The sequence below is a fragment of the Aeromonas sp. MaB10011B genome (genome assembly GCF_017939325.1).
Taxonomy (GTDB): Bacteria; Pseudomonadota; Gammaproteobacteria; order Enterobacterales; family Aeromonadaceae; genus Aeromonas; species Aeromonas caviae.
Genome location: NZ_JAGKRK010000008.1, coordinates 1 through 18,401 on the forward strand (window position 1 = coordinate 1; position 18,401 = coordinate 18,401).

Genomic DNA, 18,401 nt, shown 5'->3' on the forward strand with positions numbered 1-18,401 from the left:
CTGTTGCGGGAATAGCTCAGTTGGTAGAGCACGACCTTGCCAAGGTCGGGGTCGCGAGTTCGAGTCTCGTTTCCCGCTCCAATCTCTCTTCGAACCCTTCGAATTCAATCTCTCCCCCAAGTACACGAATCCAGTTTCTCAGTACCATCACTGCCGCGTCCTGTTGGTAGAGCATGATCCGCGCTTGCCAAGGTCGGGGTCGCGAGTTCGAGTCTCGTTTCCCGCTCCAATCTCTCTTCGACGTCCTCATAATCCCTTTGAATTGCCCATCACATCGCGCCGCTATGATTTGTCGTATCCGGCGTTTGCCTGCTTTCTCTCTTCCCCGCACATCCCAAGTCATAAGACCAAGATGTATTGCTTGCTAATAGCCTCCCGGAGATCGGGCACAACCCTTTGCGGTCGGCTAACAGGCTTGGCAGGTCCTGAATGACAGACAGTGGCTCGGTATAAGTTAAAACCGGGGCATTTAACCAAAACTCATCATTTTGATTTATAGCGGCTGGTGGGGGCCATAAGCGGCTTGCAGGTGGGGATGGCAAGTCCGGCAAGAGCTCTGCCGATCGAGGAGGGGAAATCGCGGGCAAAAAAATAGGAGGGGCGATGGCTCCTCCTACGGGTTCACTGGCGCTGGCTCAGATAACGGTGACGTTCTCGGCCTGAGGGCCTTTTTTGCCCTGGGTCACAGTGAACTGGACTTTTTGACCTTCAGCCAGGGTCTTGAAACCTGCGCTCTGGATGGAGGAGAAGTGAACGAAAACGTCCGGTCCCTGGGATTGCTCGATGAAGCCAAAACCCTTGGTTTCGTTGAACCATTTTACTTGGCCGGTGCGAATGTCAGACATGTGGTAAGTCCTATCTATAACAAAATGAAACTAAGCCTGGTTGGGCAGCATTTGCCTGGAAGTCAGGGGTTGAAGCATGACTGACCACGTCTCTTTGTCCCAGTAGCATGTAGCACAATCCCTGTCTAAAGCCTGACCGATTGTACTGGAGCCCGATCCCTTGTCAATTTGGCACTTTTCATTTTTTGAGCGAGCTAAAAGTATTGTGAAGTCAGCAGCTTGTTTCATGCTTCACATCAAAAAAAACGGGAGGCCATGGCCCCCCGTCTGCATAAGGGGGGTGGTCGAGCCCCCTTATTCCTTGAGGGCGAACCCTTCCCCCTGGCGGTCGTAGCGGTAGCTGACCTGACCGAGAGAGCGGACCTCGACCCGCTGGATGCGGCGGCTGGTGTCCACCAGGATGAACACCGACTTGCCCGACTGCAGCCGGGTCAGCGGCCTGTCCGGCCCTTCGATGGCGATAAGCCGGCTGAGCTCGGCCCCCGGCAACTCGAACTTGCGGAAGATGGAGTAGAGGGTTTCACCGGCCTGCACGTCGTGCTGCAACCAGGTGCCATCCACTTTCTCCTCGACGGGCTTGGCGGCCTGGAGCTCACCGGCGTTGCCGATGGTCAGGGCCTGGGCCGGCACGGCCAGGGGGACCGCCAGAGAACCTGACGGCGCCGTGGTCGGGGCGGCGGGGGCGGGCTCCCAGGCCAGCACCAGCAGCCAGAGCGGGATCAGCACCAGCAACCCTATGGTGTGTTTCCGGGGCAGGGGGCTTGCCAGCTTGAACGAGGCCGCCTTCGGCTCCTTGTTGCGCTGACCCAGGCCACTCATACCCTGGCCGAGACGCTGGCGCAGGGGCAGGGTAGCCGCGTTGATACGTTGGAGCAGGGTTCCTTGTGATTCGTCTTGGCGACGCTGCTGGGCTCGTCTGTTATGGCCACGTGGGCGACGGTCCGGGGTGGGCACGGCATTTACCTCTCACTACATTGCCTGCCATCAGGCAAATATGCCGCCTATGGTAAACGGACTCGTCCCCGAGGGGGAGAGTCCGGAGCATGAAAATTATCAGCTGAGACGAAACTGACCCAACAATTGCTGCAAACGTTCCGCCGCCTGACGCAAGGCCTGACTGGCGTTGGCCGTACTGGTGGCGTCCCTGGCGATGTCGTTGGCCAGTGCGCTGGTTTTTGACAGATTGCCGGAGACGGTCTCGGAAACCGAGCTCTGCTCCTCGGCGGCGGAGGCGATTTGGTAGGTCATGTCGTTGATGGTGGCGATGGCCTGGAAGATGCTGCCGAGGGCCGCCTCCGCCTGATCCGCTTCCCCCACCGCCTGATGGGTCAGCTGCTGGCTCTGCTGGATGGCGTTGACCGCGTTGGTAGAGCTGTGGCGGATCTTGTCGATCAGCTCCTGGGTATTTTGCACCGCCTGCTGGGTGTTGCCCGCCAGCTTGCGCACCTCGTCGGCCACCACCGCAAAACCGCGCCCCTGCTCGCCGGCCCGGGCCGCCTCGATGGCGGCGTTGAGCGCCAGCAGGTTGGTCTGATCGGCGATCCCCTGGATGACGGTGAGGATGCTGGTGATCTGCTCGCTGTCGTGAGCCAGCCCTTCCACCACCTCGGCTCCCTTGCCTGCCTCGGCGGCCACCTTGTGCATGGAGTGGATCACACGCTGGAAGCGTACCTTGCCCTCGTCCGCCGCGCTTTGGGCCTGCTTGGCGGAGTCGGCGGTGTTGTTGGCGTGGGTGGCCACCTCCTGGCTGACATAGGACATCTCCTGCACCGCGGTCAGCATCTGCTCCATCTCCGCCTGGTGATGCTGCAGGTTGTTGTCGGTCTGGCCGGCGATGCGGTCGGTGTCCCCGGCGTGGCGATGGACCTCGCTCGCGGTCTTCTGCACATCCCCGAGCAAGGCCTGCAGCTTGTCGATGAAGCGATTGATGCCCCGGGCCAGTGCCCCCAGCTCGTCCCGGGAGCGGGTTTCCAGGCGCTTGGTGAGATCCCCGTCGCCGTCGGCGATGTCATCCACCAGGCTGACCATCTGGCGGATGGGGCCCGTGATGCTGCGGGCAATGACCAGCATGGTGCCAAGGGCCAGCACCAGCACCAGCAGGGCACCGATGAGCTGCTGGGTCATGGCGGCGCGGTTCATGTCGGTGAGCTGGCGTGCCAGCTCGTCCGCTCCCGCGAGCACCACCTTGTAGGGCAGGGTGACGATGATGGCCCAGTTGCGGGCCATGCCGGGCACCGCGATGGGCACCGAGATACGGAACGCGTCGGTGAGCTCCTGGCGCTGCACGTCCGGTTTGAGGTACTGCTGCCAGCCGTTGCCGAGCACCTTGTCGGCGCGGCTGCCGAGCAGGCTGGCGTCGCCGCTGGTGCCGGTGATGACGCCGGCAGCGCTGACGATCAGGGTCTCCCCCTTGCCGTCATAGATGTTGCTGTTGAGAGACTGGGCCTGACGGCTGATGGAGTCCACCGCCAGATCCAGCGCGGCGATGCCCTTGAACTGGCCATCCACCAGGATGGGGGTGGTGATGGTGCTCACCAGCACCTGCTGGCCGTTGATGTCCACCTTGAAGGGGTCGATGAGGCAGGGGCGCCCCTCCCGTTTCGGGCAGGCGTAGTAGTCGTTGGCCGGGTTGCCGAACTCGTCCGGATCGCTCTTTTCGATGGAGAGCAGCAGATCGCTGCCGATCTGATCCTTGTCGCGGTAGAAGTAGGGAACGAAGCGCCCCTTGTCGTCACTGCCGAGCGCGCTCTGGCCGGCGAAGCTTTCGTCCTGGCCGTCGAAGCCGTTGGGTTCGAAGCCCGCGAAGGCGCCATAGAGCTGGGGCTCCAGGGCAAGCTGGGCCTTGAGCAGATCGGTGGCTTGCTGGCGATCCAGCGGCAGCTTGCCCTCCTGCTGGCGGGCGAAGACGCTGGCCATCTGCTGGGTGTAGGAGAGCCCCTTTTGCAGCAGCTGGGTGATGGTGGCGGCCTCGGCACGGGCGTTGGCACTCACCTTCTGCCACGCCTCCTGTTGCAGGGCGGCGCGGCTGGAGTCGATGGTGAGCTGCTGGGTCTGCCGGCCTGAATACTGGTTGAGCAGGATCAGGATGACCAGGGCCGTGGTCATGGCGACACCGGCCAGTACCAGGATACGATTCTGGATAGAACGAAACTGCATCGCGCGTTCCTTGTATCGTTGAGGGTTCGTTGACGGGGTGACTGAAGTATCGGCTGTGCGGGAGATCTCTCCAGCGACCTCGCCTAGCTAAGCGGGAAAAAAGGGAAAATTCTGAGACATCACTCTAAAACAGCGGTTTTTGCGGGAGTAGACCCTATTTTCCCCTCTGCCTCGCCATGGTTTTCCCATCCGTCATTGTCGGTGCTAAAATGCGACGGTTTTTTTAACGAATTGGCCCAAGGCCCTCTACACAAGGCTTAAAGATGAAAGTCAAAACCCGTTTTGCTCCCAGCCCGACCGGCTTTTTGCATGTCGGCGGTGCCCGTACCGCACTCTATTCCTGGTTGTTTGCAAAGAACCAGGGCGGTGAGTTTGTGCTGCGTATCGAGGATACCGATCTGGAACGTTCCACTCAGGAGGCCATCGACGCCATCATTGAGGGCATGGAATGGCTGGAGCTGAACTGGGATGAGGGCCCCTACTACCAGACCAAGCGCTTCGATCGCTACAACGGCCTCATCGACGAGATGCTGGCTGACGGTCGCGCCTACAAGTGCTACTGCTCCAAGGAGCGGCTGGAAGCGCTGCGCGAAGGCCAGATGGCCAACGGCGAGAAGCCCCGCTATGACGGCAAGTGCCGGGATGGCGCCCACGATCATCCGGCCGATGCGCCCCACGTGATCCGCTTCCGCAACCCGACCGAAGGCTCCGTGGTGTTCGATGACCACGTCCGTGGCCGCATCGAGTTCGCCAACACCGAGCTGGACGATCTGATCATTCGCCGTACCGACGGTGCGCCGACCTACAACTTCTGTGTTGTAGTCGATGACTGGGACATGGAGATCACCCACGTGGTGCGTGGCGAAGACCACATCAACAACACCCCGCGCCAGATCAACATCTACAAGGCGCTGAACGCGCCGGTACCGGAATTTGCCCACGTCTCCATGATCCTGGGTGACGACGGCGCCAAGCTCTCCAAGCGCCATGGCGCCGTCTCCGTGATGCAGTACCGCGACGACGGCTACCTGCCGGAAGCGCTGCTGAACTACCTGGTGCGTCTGGGTTGGTCCCACGGGGATCAGGAGATCTTCACCCTGGACGAGATGATCAAGCTGTTCAGCCTGGACGCCATCTCCAAGTCGGCTTCCGCCTTCAACACCGACAAGCTGCTGTGGCTGAACAACCACTACATGCGCAGCCTGGATCCGGCCTATGTGGCCAAGCACCTGGCCTGGCACATGGAACACCAGCAGATCGACACCAGCAATGGCCCGGCGCTGGCCGACGTGGTCACCCTGCTGGCCGAGCGCTGCAACACCCTGGTCGAGGTGGCTGCCCAGAGCCGCTACCTGTTCGAAGAGTACGAGGCCATCGACGAAGCCGCTGCCAAGAAGCACCTGCGCGGTGTGGCTGCCGAGCCGCTGGCGCTGGCCAAGGCCAAGCTGGCGGCCCTGGAGACCTGGACCACCGAGGCGCTGCACGAGCTGATTGAAGCGACCGCCGCCGAGCTGGGTCAGGGCATGGGCAAGGTCGGCATGCCGCTGCGTGTGGCCGTCACCGGTCTGGGCCAGTCTCCTGCCATCGACGCCGTGATGGCGCTGGTGGGCAAGGAGCGGGTCCTCGCCCGCATCGACCGCGCCCTGGCGTATATCGAAGCGCGCATGGCCGCCGAGTAAGCTTGTCGCCGCACATTGCCGTCACCGGTCTGGGGTAATCTCTCCCCTGCCATCGACGCCGTGATGGCGCTGGTCGGAAAAGAGCGTGTACTGGCCCGCATCGACCGCGCCCTGGCGTATATCGAAGCGCGCATGGCCGCCGAGTAAGCTTGCCGTCGCACATTGCCGTCACCGGTCTGGGGTAATCTCTCCCCCGCCATCGATGCCGTGATGGCGCTGGTGGGCAAGGAGCGGGTCCTCGCCCGTATCGACCGCGCTTTGACGTATACCGACGCGCGGATGGCCGCCGAGTAATTCAGAGCGCCGGTACGGGTCAGTCCCCTGGCATCGCCGACGCCGTGATGGCGCTGGTGGGCAAGGAGCGCCTCGCTCGTATCGACCGCGCTTTGGCGTATATCGAAGCGCGCATGGCCGCTGAATAAACATCGGCCATGGCATGAAAAGGGCTCCCTGACGGGGGCCCTTCGTATTTTGGCCTCAAGCGGATTTGCGACGTAAAACAGCGACATAGAGACGAGGTTGGCGGTAAAAACAGCTAACTGCCTGAATTTTGACTAAACGCTCCAGTGGGCGAGAATTTTGGGTTGACAGCAAAGCGGGTGATGCCTATCATGCGCCTCCGTTGCCAGAGATAACTTTGGTAGCGCCGAGGTGAGTTGGGGTTATAGCTCAGCTGGGAGAGCGCTTGCATGGCATGCAAGAGGTCCGCGGTTCGATCCCGCGTAGCTCCACCAAATTCTCCTCGAACAATCTGGAATCCAAGGGGTTATAGCTCAGCTGGGAGAGCGCTTGCATGGCATGCAAGAGGTCCGCGGTTCGATCCCGCGTAGCTCCACCAGGTTCCCGATTGACATGAAGTACCCAGGGCAGTGCGGTGTGTATCACCCAGGCCGACCTTTGTGGGGTTATAGCTCAGCTGGGAGAGCGCTTGCATGGCATGCAAGAGGTCCGCGGTTCGATCCCGCGTAGCTCCACCATTATTGAGGATGAATGGCCGCCAGAACCATTCATTGAGTACCGAATTTGGGGTTATAGCTCAGCTGGGAGAGCGCTTGCATGGCATGCAAGAGGTCCGCGGTTCGATCCCGCGTAGCTCCACCAAATTCAGAGTGATTCAGCGTCACTCACACACATCGGGGTTATAGCTCAGCTGGGAGAGCGCTTGCATGGCATGCAAGAGGTCCGCGGTTCGATCCCGCGTAGCTCCACCATCTTTCGCAAGAAAGCACCAAGGCCACCGCATCGCGGTGGCCTTTTTGTTTGCCTGTCATTTGGATTTCCCATGATCTCGCCCTTTGCATTTGTCTGGCAAATGGCGCTTCACCCTGTCCGCGAGGGCATCAGCGGCTCTGGCCGCCGCTGACGGGGGTGAGGGTGAGGATTGGCGCCGATGCCGCCATGGCCACGGCGCGGGCTGCGCGATGCCATCCTCTGCCGCGTGGCGGTGGGCTCGTTCGGCAACCTGCGGGATACGCTATCCGGCCCCTGGTGTCAACACCGGGTTTCCCCGTCGACAGGGTGCCAGCCCCCCGGGAAAGGGGTGAGACGGGGCAACAGGGCATTTATTAATCCCATGATGTGGCCTTTTGCATTTGTTTTTCAAATGGCCCTGGCACAAAAAAAGCCCGCGATCATCGCGGGCTTTGCACCTGGCATCGAGGATGCCGCGTCTTAGCGACGACGCCGCCAGGCGAGCGGCAACAGGGCCAGCAGCAGGGCGCCCATGGCGCCGCCACCCCCCTTGCTCGCTTCCTTGAGCTTGAGGTCGACGATGACGGGGTCGTGGTCCGAGGCGCTGAAGGGGTTGTCCGACTTGATGAGATCGCCGGTGTAGGCGCTGCCATATTCGAACAGGTTGCTCTCGAAGGAGTTGATGTGCCAGTCGGCCACCGCCACCACCTTGTCAGCCAGCGCCGGGCTGGCGAGGGCGTAATCCAGGGTGCCGAGCTCGGCCTCGTAGCTGTAGGAGATGGCCTTCTCCTGGTTGAACTTGACGTTCAGATCCACCAGGCCGTAACCCTTGGCCACCGTCTGGCCCATCTGCTCATAGGGCTTGTCGCCGATGTAGGTGTGGGAGGCGGAGCGGATCTGGCGCTCCCCCGCGACCGGCGCATAGTCGGTCAGCACCCGGATGGGATCCTCCTTGGCGTAGGAGTTGAAGTCCCCCACCAGCAGCACCTGGCCCGGCATCTTGCTCACCGCCTCCCCCAGCACCTTGGCGGCGCTCACCCGAAACTCGGTGCACTTGCCCTGCAGGTCCGCAGGCTCCGTCTTGCCATCTCCGTTTTCATAGCAGCCCGACCCCTTGGACTTGAGGTGGTTGACCACCAGGGTCAGGGGGGCGTCGCTGCCCGCCACGGTGAAGCGCTGGACCAGGGAGTCCCGCTGACCGGCGCTCTTGGTGACGCCGCCCGTGGTGTAGCGCTGCTGGGGCAGGGGGATGACGTCGGCATCCCCGCTCGGGGTGAGCAGGGCGGGGCGGTAGATCATGGCCACCATGATGGCGTCGCCGCCAAAGAAGCGATCCTCCGTGAGCAGGGCCTTGGGCAGGGTGACGAAGGCGTAGTGCTTGCTCGCCTCCTTCTGCCTGGCGTTGAGGCTCTCCACCAGATCGTGGAGGGCGGCGTGCTCGTCAAAGCCGTTGTTCTCCATCTCCATCAGGCCGAGCAGGTCGGCGTCCATCTCGGTGATGGCGTTGACGATCTTGGCGCGCTGCAACTGGAACTCCTCCAGGCTCTTGGCGCCGCGGTTGCAGCCCTTGGCGCTGTCCGCATCCGCCTGATCCGCGCAGAGCACGTTGAGGGCGCCCCCCACGCTGGAGTGGCTGGTGAAGTAGTTGAGCACGTTGAAGCTGCCGATGCGAAGGTCAGTGCCATCCAGGCGGGCCGGGGCGCTCTGGCGGTCGTTGTCGCTGGTGCGCAGCAGATCCCCCGCGGTGATGGTCTGATCCCGGGGCACGATCAGGCGGTACTCGTTGTAGCTGTAGCCGACCATGGCCTCCAGATTGACCAGGGCATCGCCGATGCGCAGGTAACCCTGCTCCGGCTCCCAGGCGGGCAGCCAGGGGAGCTTGCCGTCCCCCGCCTTGACGTCCGACTCGAGGAAGACCCGGTTGCTGGCGTTGGCCTCGGCCAGCGCCACGGCCTCGGGGCTGCTTGCCACATGGAGCTGGGTCGGCTTCATCAGCGGGGCGCCGTGAGCGAGCACCAGGTTGTTGCGCCGGGCGGCATAGTCGTAGCTGAAGTTGCGGCTGATTTGGAGGGCGCTGTCGGCGTCAAGGCGTACCCGCATCCCTTCGTGACGCTCCAGGGCCCGGGCCAGGGTTTCCCCCTCCAGTACCCGCAGCGCCGTGGCGGCCGGGGCGGCGCCCTGGGCCAGGGTCGTCAGGCGCGGCGTGCTGCCGTCAAACAGGGGCTTGAGCTGGGTGTGGCCGTAATACTCCTCGACCTTGGCCTCCAGACAGACCAGGGCGCCCGGCTGGATATCCGGGTACTTGCTGGCGAAGTTCTTGTCGTTGAGGTAGACGAAAATGCCGTCCGACGTCTCGGGGTTGCCGTCCCCCTGCACATCCAGCAGGTAGAAGCCCTTGTTGAGGCTTTCCCCCAGACCCGAGACCACCGCCTTGACCGAGACGCTCTGGGCGCTTTCGAACTGATCGTCCGGGACGAGGGGGCTCTTGTCGCCACTGCCCTGGATGGCGGGGATGGGGGTGAGGGCACTGTCGGCCGGGCAACTGAAGCCGGCGGCGTAGAGAGACGGGGACGCGAGCGCGAGCCCCACGGCCAGCGACAGCAGGGTAGGTGTTCCTTTCATGGGTATTCCTTTTTTTATTTTTGCCAGTGTTTCCATAGCCTTGGCATCGTGGCCAAGGGCGCGCATTGTCACATTTCTGGCAGCTCTGACCAGTGAACCAACGCACATTATGAGGAGACAAAGGAGCCCATTTGCCATTTTTTGACGTGGCTAACAGTTTGATATTGATGATCTATTTGTCATCAGGTAGGAGCGAAAAGTGTGAGGCGGCCAGCATTCACATATTTTCCTTCGAGAATAAAGATTGAGCAGTGGTCACTTGCTTCCTATACTCGAGCCGTTCCTCACGGAACCCAGGCAAAGGGCAAACCGGCAGTGATGCCGGGACGCAAAGCCTCCGATCTGTCCCATCCGGGCCAGACAGCGGGGTTACCCAGGGTGACTTGAGGGTTTGTGGCCCGTCCATGGCCTGTTGTCGCTCCCTTGTTCCCTGTTGCGATTGCGCTTTTCCCGGCATTGAAGCCAAGACAAAACAAGGAAGATAACAATATGCAACAGATCTTGAGGCCCAGCAGGCTTGCCATGCTGGTCGCCCTTGCGGCCGTCCCTGCCTGGGCGCAGGCCGCTTACCCCGCCTATCAGGCCGGCACAGCCTACAAGGCTGGCGACATCGTCAGCAACGCAGGCGCCCTCTATGAATGCAAGGAATTCCCTTACTCCGGTTGGTGCGGCGCGTCCCCCTATCACTATGCCCCCGGGGTGGGTGTGGTCTGGGCCGATGCCTGGAAGCTGTATGGTGGCGAGGTGCCGCCACCGTCCCTGGTCGTCGCCATCGGCTCCCCCGCCGTGGGTGCCAGCGTCAGTGAGGGGGCCAGTGTGGCCCTGGCGGTGACGCTGAGCGGCCCGGTCACGGCGCTCGCCCGGGTGGAATACCTCATCGACGGCACCCTGGTCGCCACCGCCACGGCTTCTCCCTGGAGTGCCAGCTGGTCTGCCGCCGGTGCGGGCAATCACGCCCTCAAGGCCCGGGCGCTGGATAAAGACGGCAAGGTGCTGAGCGAGGCGGATTCGAGCTTCAAGGTCGCCGCCGTGGTGGCGCCAGAGGCGCCCAGGGTGAGCATCGCAAGCCCCGCCGCCGGTGCCAGGGTGACCCTGGGCCGCGCCCTCACCGTGAGCGGCAATGTCACCGACGCCAATGACGACGTCGCCAAGGTCGAGCTCTTCGTGAATGGCCAGAAGGTGGGCGAGGACACCAGCGCCCCCTGGCAGCTGAGCTGGACGCCCCAGAACAAGGGGCTGACCGGCCTCAAGCTGGTGGCGACCGACAAGACCAACCGCTCTGGCGAGTCGGCCCAGGTGGACGTGCAGGTGGAAGAGGCGGCGCTGCCCCCTACCGGCGGCAACCTCTCCTGCGACGTGCGTCAGATCTACCGCGCCGACGGCAGCGAGTGCATGGGGGATGACCACGGCCGCCGCGTCATCGGGTATTTCACCTCCTGGCGCACCGGCAAGAACGGCCTGCCCGCCTACCTGGTGAGCGACATTCCCTGGGACAAGATCACCCACATCAACTACGCCTTCGCGGCGGTGGACGAGCAGAGTCACACCATCAAGGTGGATGACGCCGCCACCAAGCTGACCTGGAACGGGGTGCCGGGCGCCGAGATGGATCCGGAGTTTGCCTATCAGGGTCACTTCAACCTGCTGTCCAAGTACAAGAAGCAGTACCCGGACGTGAAGACCCTCATCTCCGTCGGGGGCTGGGCCGATACCCGCGGCTTCTACGCCGCCACCACCAAGGGCGACTGCTCGGTCAACACCGCCGGCATCAACGCCTTTGCCGACTCGGCCGTGGGCTTCATCCGCCAGTACGGCTTCGATGGGGTGGATATCGACTACGAGTACCCCACCTCCATGAAGGATGCGGGCAACCCCAACGACTTCCCGCTCTCCAACCAGTGTCGCAGCAAGCTCTTTGCGAACTATGAAGTGCTGATGAAGACCCTGCGCAACAAGCTCGACAGCGCCGGCACCGAGGACGGTCGCAAGTACATGCTGACCATCGCCTCGCCGGCCTCGGCCTACCTGCTGCGCGGCATGGAAAACTTCCTGGTCACCCAGTACCTCGACTACGTCAACCTGATGACCTATGACTTCCACGGTGCCTGGAACCACTTTGTCGGTCACAACGCCGCCCTGTTCGACAACAAGGCGGATCCCGAGTTGTCCCAGTGGGGTGTCTACACCCAGGCCCAGTTTGGCGGCATCGGCTATCTCAACTCCGCCTGGGCGGCCCACTACTTCCGTGGTGCCCTGGCGGCGGGCAAGATCAACATAGGGGTGCCCTATTACACCCGTGGCTGGCAGGGGGTCACCGGTGGCACCCACGGTCTGGGTGGCAAGGCGGCGCTGCCGAGCCAGAGCGATTGCCAGCCGGGCACCGGTGGCAGCACCATTCCGTGCGGCAACGGGGCGGTGGGCATCGACAACATCTGGCATGACCTTGACAAGAACGGCAAGGAGATTGGCGGTGGCGCCGTGCCCATGTGGCATGCCAAGAACCTGGAGCACGCCGCCAGCCTCGGCATCACCACCCTGCCGAGCTACGGCCAGGCCTGGGGTCTGGATCCCAACAACCCGGCCCACGTGATGCAAGGCCAGTATGTGCGTTACTACGACGACAAGGCCCATGCGCCCTGGCTCTGGAACGAGCAGAAGAAGGTGTTCCTCTCCACCGAAGATGAAGAGTCCATGGGTCACAAGCTCGACTACATCGTCAAACGTGGCCTGGGGGGCGTCATGTTCTGGGAGATGGCGGGGGACTATGACTTCGACGCCGCGAAGAACGAGTACGTGATGGGCAGCACCCTCACCAGCCTCGCCTACGAGAAGTTCAGCAAGGCCGACAAGGCGGCCCTGAAGCAGAATGATCTGCCGGCTCCGGCCGCCCAGCTCGACATCGGCGTGAGCCTCTCCGGCTTCAAGGAAGGGGACTCCAACTACCCGATCAACCCGACCCTCAAGCTCACCAACAAATCGACCCAGACCATTCCGGGCGGCACCCGCATCGAGTTCCTGGTCCCCACCTCCACCTCAGACACCATCACCGACCAGAGCGGCATGGGGCTGAAAGTGGTGGAGAGCGGTGGCAACCAGAACTCGGACGGCATCGCCAATGAGAAGGACTTCCACAAGGTGGCTCTGACGCTGCCGGCCTGGAAAGCCTGGACGCCGGGCACCGACGTGGAAGTGGCCATGACCTACTACCTGCCGGCCGCCGGCGTGCCGAGCGGCATGCGCCTGATTGCCGGCAGCCAGACCATAGGTCTGAAGTCCGACTTCCCGGCCCTGGCCGAGGCGGTGCTGGGCAGCAGTGGTGGTGGTGACGGCGGCAGCGGTGGCACCACCTGTGCCAGCCAGAACGTCAACCCGGCGGACTACAATGCCTATCCGACCTGGCCGCGCGGGGATCACGCCAATGGTAACGACCGCATGACCAACGGCAAGGCGGTGTGGCAGGCCAACTGGTGGACCAGCAGCGAGCCCAAGACGGGCGATGGCAGCTGGAAACTGATATGCAGCTACTGAGTTGTCCCGGCTGCTGTACCAGCCGCGAGCTCAGAGCGGGCGACGGCAGCTGGACGCTGGTATGCAGTGACTGATGACCTGTTGAAGGGGTTGCCCCCTCCCAACGCAACGACCCAATCCGGGGCCCAGGCTCCGGATTTTTTTGTGCCTTGTATCAGGAGAAGGAGGGGAAAAGGGCAGGGGCGGTGCCATAAAAAAGACCGCTCCGAAGAGCGGCCAATTGCCACCAAGGCAATCTGCGGGGTGACCCCCTTGTCGATGTGTCGCGGCCCGGATGCCGAGTCGGGAAGATCCCCGCCCCGCCAGCCGGGCCGCGCAGCTTTATTGGGTGACGGCGCCGCCCTGCTGCTCTTTCAAGAAGCTGATCCAGGGGGAAGCACGACCACTGACGTTGCCATTCTGGGCGGCCTGAGTGAAGGCGGAGAGCGCCTCCTTGGGCTTTTGCTGCTCAAAATAGGCGACCCCGGTCAGGAACTTCAGATCCGCCCGCTGCTCGCCGCTGGCGTTGGCGGCAGGCTTGGCGGCGAAGGCCACCAGATCCTGGTAGCGCTTGCTCTGGATCATCATGCGCGCCATCTTGAGCTGCAGCTCGGCATTGGGGGCCAGCTTGTAGGACTTGGCCAGGGTGTCGATGGCCGGGTCCAGCTCCTTGGCCTGATGCCAGTAGTTGGCCAGCGTCTTGTAGTTGGCCGCGGTGCTCTCGATCTGCCCCTCCTTCATGGCCTTCTCCATCACGCGGGCGGCGCGGTGGGGAATGCCGGCGAAGGCGAGGTAGTTGGCGAGCCGCTGCAACTCGTTGGCCTCGGTCAGCATGCCGAGGTTGTAGGCCCCTTCCAGTGCCGCCAGGGCCTTGGCATCGTTGCCCGCCTGCATGTGCATGGCCGAGAGCTGGGTCCAGTACTTCTTCTTCTCCGGGTAGCGGTCCACCAGGGCGGTCAGCACCTCGGTAGCCGGCTTGTACTGTTTCAGCTCGTAGTGGGCCGCCATCTTCAGCAGGTACCAGGACTCCGGCGCTTTGCCCGCGGAGAGCTTGATCGCGTTGTCCACTGCCGGAATGGCTTCCCTGTACTGCTTGAGCTGCACATGGGCGTTGGCCAGGGTGATGTAGGCGTGCGGGGTCGGCTTCTCGTCCTTGCCGAGGTTTGCGAACCACTCCTTCATGGTGTTGATGGAACCCTTGAAGTTCCCCTCCGCCATGTAGAGCTGGGCCAGGTTGTAGCGCACCTGCTGGGCCACCGGGGGCGGCAGGCCGCCGGTGGCGATGGCGTCGGCGAAGTACTTGGTCGCCTGACCGTACTTCTCCTGCTGCGCCGCCACGAAGCCCAGGGTCTGCAAAATGACCCCCTTGTCGTAGACCCGCTCGCCGGCGCCGGACAGCGCCTCCTGCAGCTTGGCATTGGCCTCGCCGTATTTCTTCTCGGTGATCAACGCCTGGGCCTTGTTGACCGCGCGGTAGGCGCGGTCAGACAGGGCGGGTTGTTCGGCGGCCCAGGTGGCGGTGCTGAGCAGCACCGCCATGGCCACCGGGGCGAGGATCAGGGTATGTAACTTTTTCATCGCCACCCTCCTTAGTTGGTCGCAAACTCGATCTCTTGCTGCATGCGACTGGCCTGCGGCTTGCCGTCCACCATGGCCGGCTTGAAGGTCCACTTGGCGATGGTCTGGCGCGCCGCCTTGCCGAGGTCATAGCTGCGGGGCTCTTCCTTGACGATGCGGATGTTGCTCACGGTACCGCGCTCGGTGACGGTGAACTCCACCAGCACCTTGCCGGACGCAAGACCGGCCAGGGCCGCCTTGCGGGGCATCATGGGCTCGAAGGTCGCCATCGGGATGGCGCCGTTGTTGCCGCCCATGCCGCCGCCACCGCCGCCGGTGCTGTAGGCACCCAGGGCGTTGCCGCCACCGATGTTGACCGGGATGTCGAGTTTGGGCATATCCATGGGGGAGCTGTCCATCTTCGGCCTGTCCGTGCTCGCCACCTCCATCTCGGGCGGGGGCGGCGGGCGGTTCGGGGGCGGCGGCTTGGGCAGTTCCCGTTGCTTCTCTTGCAAGGTCTCCTGAGGCTTGAGGCGGATGAAGTCGGTCATGGTGACGTCCTCCCGCTCCGTCAGCTCCCGGTGATCCGGCGTGATGAGCTTGTTCATTCCCAGAAACAGGAAGAACACCACCACGCAGGAGACCGCTAACGATATCAGGTATCTCATGGCATTCGCTCCGGCATCAGCTGCTCTTGTCGGCGGCGATGGAGATGTTCTGGACACCGGCCATGCGGATCTGGTCCATGACCTGCACCACCAGACCGGAACGGGATTCGCTGTCGGCCTGGATCACCACGGCGCTTTCCGGGTTCTCCGCCCGCAGCCGCTCGATGTTGGCACGCACCGCGCCCACTTCGACGATGCGCTTGTCGACCCAGACCTGGCCGTTCTCGCGGACCGCGACCATGATGTTCCCCTTCTTCACCGTCTCGGCCGTGCTGGCGCTCGGGCGGTTGATCTCCACGCCGGACTCCTTGACGAACGAGGTGGTGACGATGAAGAAGATCAGCATGATGAACACGATGTCCAGCATGGGGGTCAAATCGATGGCCGCCTCGTCAGCACCGCTGTCGCTGTGACGTTTTCTCATGGCAAAAAACTCCTTGCTTGTTCTGTGCCCCGGCGGGCATGGCCCGGCCGGGGATGTGCATCCTGCATCAGCCGTGTTTCAGGTTGTCTTCCAGCTTCTGCACCGCCAACTTGGCCTTGTGATCGAGCCGGCTGACAAAAAACAGGCCGGAAAGGGCGGCAATCATGCCCGCCATGGTCGGTACCGTCGCCTTGGAGATCCCCGAGGCCATCGCCCTGGGGGAGCCTGTGCCGGTAATGGCCAGGGTATCGAACACCTGCACCATGCCGACCACGGTCCCAAGCAGCCCCATCAGCGGGCAGAGGGCGATCAGCACCTTGATGACCGGCATCCCCTTGTCCACCGCCATGGCGACCCGGGAGACCAGCTCGCGGCGGATCTGCCTGGCAGACCAGGAGAGGTGATCGGTGCGGGCCAGCCAGGCCGTCTTGGTCTGCTTCACCTGCTGGGGATAGACCGCCATGAAGTAGAACCAGCGCTCCAGCAGCAGGGCCCACATCATCAGGGTCAGGAAGAACAGGGCGACCAGCACGTCGCCCCCCAATCCCAGAAACCGGCGGACCGACTCGACTTCTTCAATCAACCAGAACCACATGGGTGACTCCTTAGGCTGCGGCTTTGGCGGCGTGCAGACGTTCCTGATAACGGGCAACGAAACCGGCGCTCTGCTCTTCCAGTACCTGGATCAGACGGCGGCTCTGGGTCTGCACGATGGTGTAGAGGAACAGCATGGGCACGGCCACGACCAGACCCTGCATGGTGGTGACCAGGGCCTCGGAGATACCCCCCGCCATCAGCTTGGGATCGCCGGTACCGAACAGGGTGATGGCCTGGAAGGTGGCAATCATCCCGACCACGGTACCCAGCAGGCCCAGCAGCGGGGCGACGGAGGCGATCAGCTTGATGAGGCTGATGCCCTTCTCCAGCTTGGGCACGTTGCGCAGGATGATCTCGTCGAGCTTGGATTCCAGATCCTCGATGTTGTCACCCCGGTGATCCTGGTAGGCTCCCAGCATCTCGCCGATGGGGTTGCCCTTGATGATCTGCTCGGATTTCAGCTGCTTGCGCATGGCACCGCCGATGAGGGAGAGACGGGCACCGCAGAACAGGGCCAGCAGGGTACCGATGACACCCAGCGCCAGGATCACGTAGCCCACGGAGCCACCCTGATCGATGCGCTCCTTGAGGGTCGGCGACTGCACCAGCAGGGAGAGGATCACGCCACGGGACGGGTCGATGAAGATGGGTTCGACGCTGCCGCCACCCTGTTCAAACTTGGCGACCGGTTCCAGCACCGCGTTCTCGGGCTGGCGGGAGAGTTGTTCGAACTTGCCGGTCTCCGGCACGAAGGTGAGGTACTTGCCTTCGGAGACGGTGTTGAACTCGCCGATCTGGGTCACGGTCTTCTGGGCCTGGTTGCCCTCGCCGTAGACCACGGTGGCCGGGATCTGGCTCACCTTGCCACCGTCGACCATGCGGCTGAGGGTGGTGGTCCAGAAGGCGGTCAGGTCATCGCTGGAGGGCAGCTCCTTGCTCTCGGCCAGGCGAGTCAGCAGGGCAGTTTGCTCGGGATGTTCGACCCGGCGGGCGGAGGCGTTGAAGATCCCCTTGAATTCACCGGCGAACTGGCGCAGCACGCCAAACATCTCGCCCATGTTGCCGGAGCGCTGGCGCAGGGTTTCGGTCAGCTCGGTGAGCTGCTTGTCGTTGGCATCGAAGGTGGCCTTGAGCTTTTCGCCCCTGGCGACTTCGGCGGCGAGATCCGCCTTGGCCTTGGCGAGCAGGGCCCCTTGTTCGTTCTTGTCAGCCAGGAAACGGGCTTCCCGCTCCTTGTTGAGCTGGGATTCGCTGGTGCTGGCGGCCTTGACCTGATTGAGCAGGGCGTTGAGATCCACCGGCTTCTCGGCGGCGGTCACCGGCAGGGTGACCAGGGTAGCGCCCGCGATCAGCGAGGCGATGGCAAGTTTGATTCCTTTCATGATGCTTTCTCCGCAGTTTGAACCGGCAGCTTGATGAGGGCGGGGGGCGCCTGCTTCTTCGCGATGCGAAGGCCTTGTTCAACCGCACTGCGATACTCCTGGGGCAGTACTTCCCACTGGCGGGTCTTCTTGTTCCACATGCCGGTCTCGTTGCCATCCGGGGACTGGTAGAGCAGGGCGATGCGCCCGACCCGCAGGAACTCGTAGGTCTTCTCGTCCCCATCCTTGTCCAGGCTCGCCTTGTAGGCTTCGATGGTGCGGCTGAAGCCCTCCTCGATCTGGTAGGCCTCGAGGATCTTGCGGTACTTCTCGGAGATGGTGACGTCGGCCCGGTTCATGAGATCGGTCAGGGCCGCCACGCGGTCCTCACGCTCCACCTTCTGGAACGGCAGGTCCAGGGAGACGAACTGCTCGAGGGAGTCGATCATCTTGAGCATCAGGGGCACCACTTCGGTGCTGGTCTGGTCGATCTGGGCGATCTGCTTTTGCATGGAGGCGAGTTCGGCGCTCTGGGAGTCAACCATCTTGCCCACTTGCTCGTTGTAGGCGCGTAGGCTGTCCACCTGGCGCAGGGCGGCCTTGTACTGGGCCAGGGCAGACTCGGCAGACTCGGCGTAGCTGTCGATCTTCTGCTGGGAAACTTTGGATGCATTGTCGGTGGCGGCTTGAGCGTCCACGGCCTGACCGGCGGTGGCGGCACTCAGATTGAAGCTGGTCAGCAAGGCAGCCGAAATCAGGCTGCCGAGGAGCGCTTTCTTCATTGTAATTGTCCT

The 18,401-nt window shown here is 62.9% G+C and carries 13 protein-coding genes, 6 tRNA genes and 1 riboswitch; of the genes, 9 read left to right on the plus strand and 10 right to left on the minus strand.

The features are described 5' to 3' along the window. Positions 1-5: 5 nt before the first annotated feature. Positions 6-81: transfer RNA gene (locus J9893_RS02865), tRNA-Gly, on the plus strand. Positions 82-635: 554 nt separating this feature from the next. Here the strand turns inward: J9893_RS02865 and J9893_RS02870 are convergent. The 3 genes from J9893_RS02870 to J9893_RS02880 form a co-directional block, all read right to left on the minus strand. Further along, positions 636-845 carry a cold-shock protein gene (locus J9893_RS02870; protein ID WP_005297820.1) on the minus strand — a complete coding sequence of 70 codons (210 nt, stop codon included), beginning with the start codon at positions 843-845 and terminating at the stop codon, positions 636-638. Between the two features lie 294 nt (positions 846-1,139). Further along, a complete protein-coding gene (locus J9893_RS02875) occupies positions 1,140-1,799 on the minus strand; it encodes a LysM-like peptidoglycan-binding domain-containing protein (RefSeq protein WP_124812691.1) in 660 nt (219 codons plus the stop codon). 99 nt (positions 1,800-1,898) lie between these two features. Beyond that, positions 1,899-4,001, minus strand: a complete 2,103-nt coding sequence (locus J9893_RS02880) for a methyl-accepting chemotaxis protein (RefSeq protein WP_210600868.1) — start codon at positions 3,999-4,001, stop codon at positions 1,899-1,901. Positions 4,002-4,264: 263 nt separating this feature from the next. Between J9893_RS02880 and gltX the strand changes: the two genes are divergently transcribed. The 7 genes from gltX (at position 4,265) to J9893_RS02915 (ending at position 6,891) form a co-directional block, all read left to right on the plus strand. Beyond that, positions 4,265-5,680, plus strand: coding sequence for a glutamate--tRNA ligase (gltX, locus tag J9893_RS02885; protein WP_043154316.1), 1,416 nt, complete (start codon positions 4,265-4,267; stop codon positions 5,678-5,680). A gap of 15 nt (positions 5,681-5,695) precedes the next feature. After that, a complete protein-coding gene (locus J9893_RS21550; RefSeq protein ID WP_223302521.1) occupies positions 5,696-5,827 on the plus strand; it encodes a glutamyl-tRNA synthetase in 132 nt (43 codons plus the stop codon). A 511-nt stretch (positions 5,828-6,338) separates the two neighbouring features. Beyond that, positions 6,339-6,414: transfer RNA gene (locus J9893_RS02895), tRNA-Ala, on the plus strand. A 28-nt stretch (positions 6,415-6,442) separates the two neighbouring features. Beyond that, positions 6,443-6,518, plus strand: a tRNA-Ala gene (locus tag J9893_RS02900). 63 nt (positions 6,519-6,581) lie between these two features. Beyond that, positions 6,582-6,657 (plus strand) — tRNA-Ala (locus tag J9893_RS02905). A gap of 48 nt (positions 6,658-6,705) precedes the next feature. Continuing rightward, positions 6,706-6,781: transfer RNA gene (locus J9893_RS02910), tRNA-Ala, on the plus strand. A 34-nt stretch (positions 6,782-6,815) separates the two neighbouring features. Then, positions 6,816-6,891, plus strand: a tRNA-Ala gene (locus J9893_RS02915). A 460-nt stretch (positions 6,892-7,351) separates the two neighbouring features. Here J9893_RS02915 and J9893_RS02920 read toward each other — a convergent pair. Next, positions 7,352-9,493: an ExeM/NucH family extracellular endonuclease gene (locus tag J9893_RS02920; protein WP_143237135.1), complete on the minus strand. Its 2,142-nt coding sequence runs from the start codon at positions 9,491-9,493 to the stop codon at positions 7,352-7,354. A 293-nt stretch (positions 9,494-9,786) separates the two neighbouring features. Continuing rightward, positions 9,787-9,870: riboswitch (cyclic di-GMP riboswitch) on the plus strand. Between the two features lie 145 nt (positions 9,871-10,015). Here J9893_RS02920 and J9893_RS02925 point away from each other — a divergent pair. Next, positions 10,016-13,021, plus strand: coding sequence for a glycosyl hydrolase family 18 protein (locus J9893_RS02925; RefSeq protein ID WP_210600901.1), 3,006 nt, complete (start codon positions 10,016-10,018; stop codon positions 13,019-13,021). Positions 13,022-13,342: 321 nt separating this feature from the next. Here the strand turns inward: J9893_RS02925 and J9893_RS02930 are convergent, their stop codons facing one another. From J9893_RS02930 to J9893_RS02955, 6 genes are all read right to left on the minus strand, one after another. After that, positions 13,343-14,578, minus strand: a complete 1,236-nt coding sequence (locus tag J9893_RS02930; protein WP_042014300.1) for a tetratricopeptide repeat protein — start codon at positions 14,576-14,578, stop codon at positions 13,343-13,345. Between the two features lie 11 nt (positions 14,579-14,589). Continuing rightward, on the minus strand, positions 14,590-15,225 hold the full coding sequence (locus J9893_RS02935) for an energy transducer TonB (protein WP_043154309.1): 636 nt from the start codon (positions 15,223-15,225) through the stop codon (positions 14,590-14,592). 16 nt (positions 15,226-15,241) lie between these two features. After that, positions 15,242-15,649, minus strand: coding sequence for a biopolymer transporter ExbD (locus J9893_RS02940; RefSeq protein ID WP_010675476.1), 408 nt, complete (start codon positions 15,647-15,649; stop codon positions 15,242-15,244). A 67-nt stretch (positions 15,650-15,716) separates the two neighbouring features. Then, positions 15,717-16,244, minus strand: coding sequence for a MotA/TolQ/ExbB proton channel family protein (locus tag J9893_RS02945; protein WP_010675475.1), 528 nt, complete (start codon positions 16,242-16,244; stop codon positions 15,717-15,719). 10 nt (positions 16,245-16,254) lie between these two features. Next, on the minus strand, positions 16,255-17,628 hold the full coding sequence (locus J9893_RS02950; protein WP_010675474.1) for a MotA/TolQ/ExbB proton channel family protein: 1,374 nt from the start codon (positions 17,626-17,628) through the stop codon (positions 16,255-16,257). Continuing rightward, positions 17,625-18,389: a DUF3450 domain-containing protein gene (locus J9893_RS02955; RefSeq protein WP_010675473.1), complete on the minus strand. Its 765-nt coding sequence runs from the start codon at positions 18,387-18,389 to the stop codon at positions 17,625-17,627. The genes J9893_RS02950 and J9893_RS02955 overlap by 4 nt, the downstream gene beginning before the upstream one ends. Positions 18,390-18,401: the final 12 nt, after the last annotated feature.

What these genes read in the sequence shown, in the direction of transcription:
- J9893_RS02940 (WP_010675476.1), bottom strand. Translation starts at nt 15,649, where the DNA reads ATGAGAAAACGTCACAGCGACAGCGGTGCTGACGAGGCGGCCATCGAT.
- J9893_RS02955 (WP_010675473.1), bottom strand. Translation starts at nt 18,389, where the DNA reads ATGAAGAAAGCGCTCCTCGGCAGCCTGATTTCGGCTGCCTTGCTGACC.
- J9893_RS02920 (WP_143237135.1), bottom strand. Translation starts at nt 9,493, where the DNA reads ATGAAAGGAACACCTACCCTGCTGTCGCTGGCCGTGGGGCTCGCGCTC.
- J9893_RS02930 (WP_042014300.1), bottom strand. Translation starts at nt 14,578, where the DNA reads ATGAAAAAGTTACATACCCTGATCCTCGCCCCGGTGGCCATGGCGGTG.
- J9893_RS02950 (WP_010675474.1), bottom strand. Translation starts at nt 17,628, where the DNA reads ATGAAAGGAATCAAACTTGCCATCGCCTCGCTGATCGCGGGCGCTACC.
- J9893_RS02925 (WP_210600901.1), top strand. Translation starts at nt 10,016, where the DNA reads ATGCTGGTCGCCCTTGCGGCCGTCCCTGCCTGGGCGCAGGCCGCTTAC.
- J9893_RS02935 (WP_043154309.1), bottom strand. Translation starts at nt 15,225, where the DNA reads ATGAGATACCTGATATCGTTAGCGGTCTCCTGCGTGGTGGTGTTCTTC.
- J9893_RS02880 (WP_210600868.1), bottom strand. Translation starts at nt 4,001, where the DNA reads ATGCAGTTTCGTTCTATCCAGAATCGTATCCTGGTACTGGCCGGTGTC.
- J9893_RS02945 (WP_010675475.1), bottom strand. Translation starts at nt 16,244, where the DNA reads ATGTGGTTCTGGTTGATTGAAGAAGTCGAGTCGGTCCGCCGGTTTCTG.
- J9893_RS02870 (WP_005297820.1), bottom strand. Translation starts at nt 845, where the DNA reads ATGTCTGACATTCGCACCGGCCAAGTAAAATGGTTCAACGAAACCAAG.
- gltX (WP_043154316.1), top strand. Translation starts at nt 4,265, where the DNA reads ATGAAAGTCAAAACCCGTTTTGCTCCCAGCCCGACCGGCTTTTTGCAT.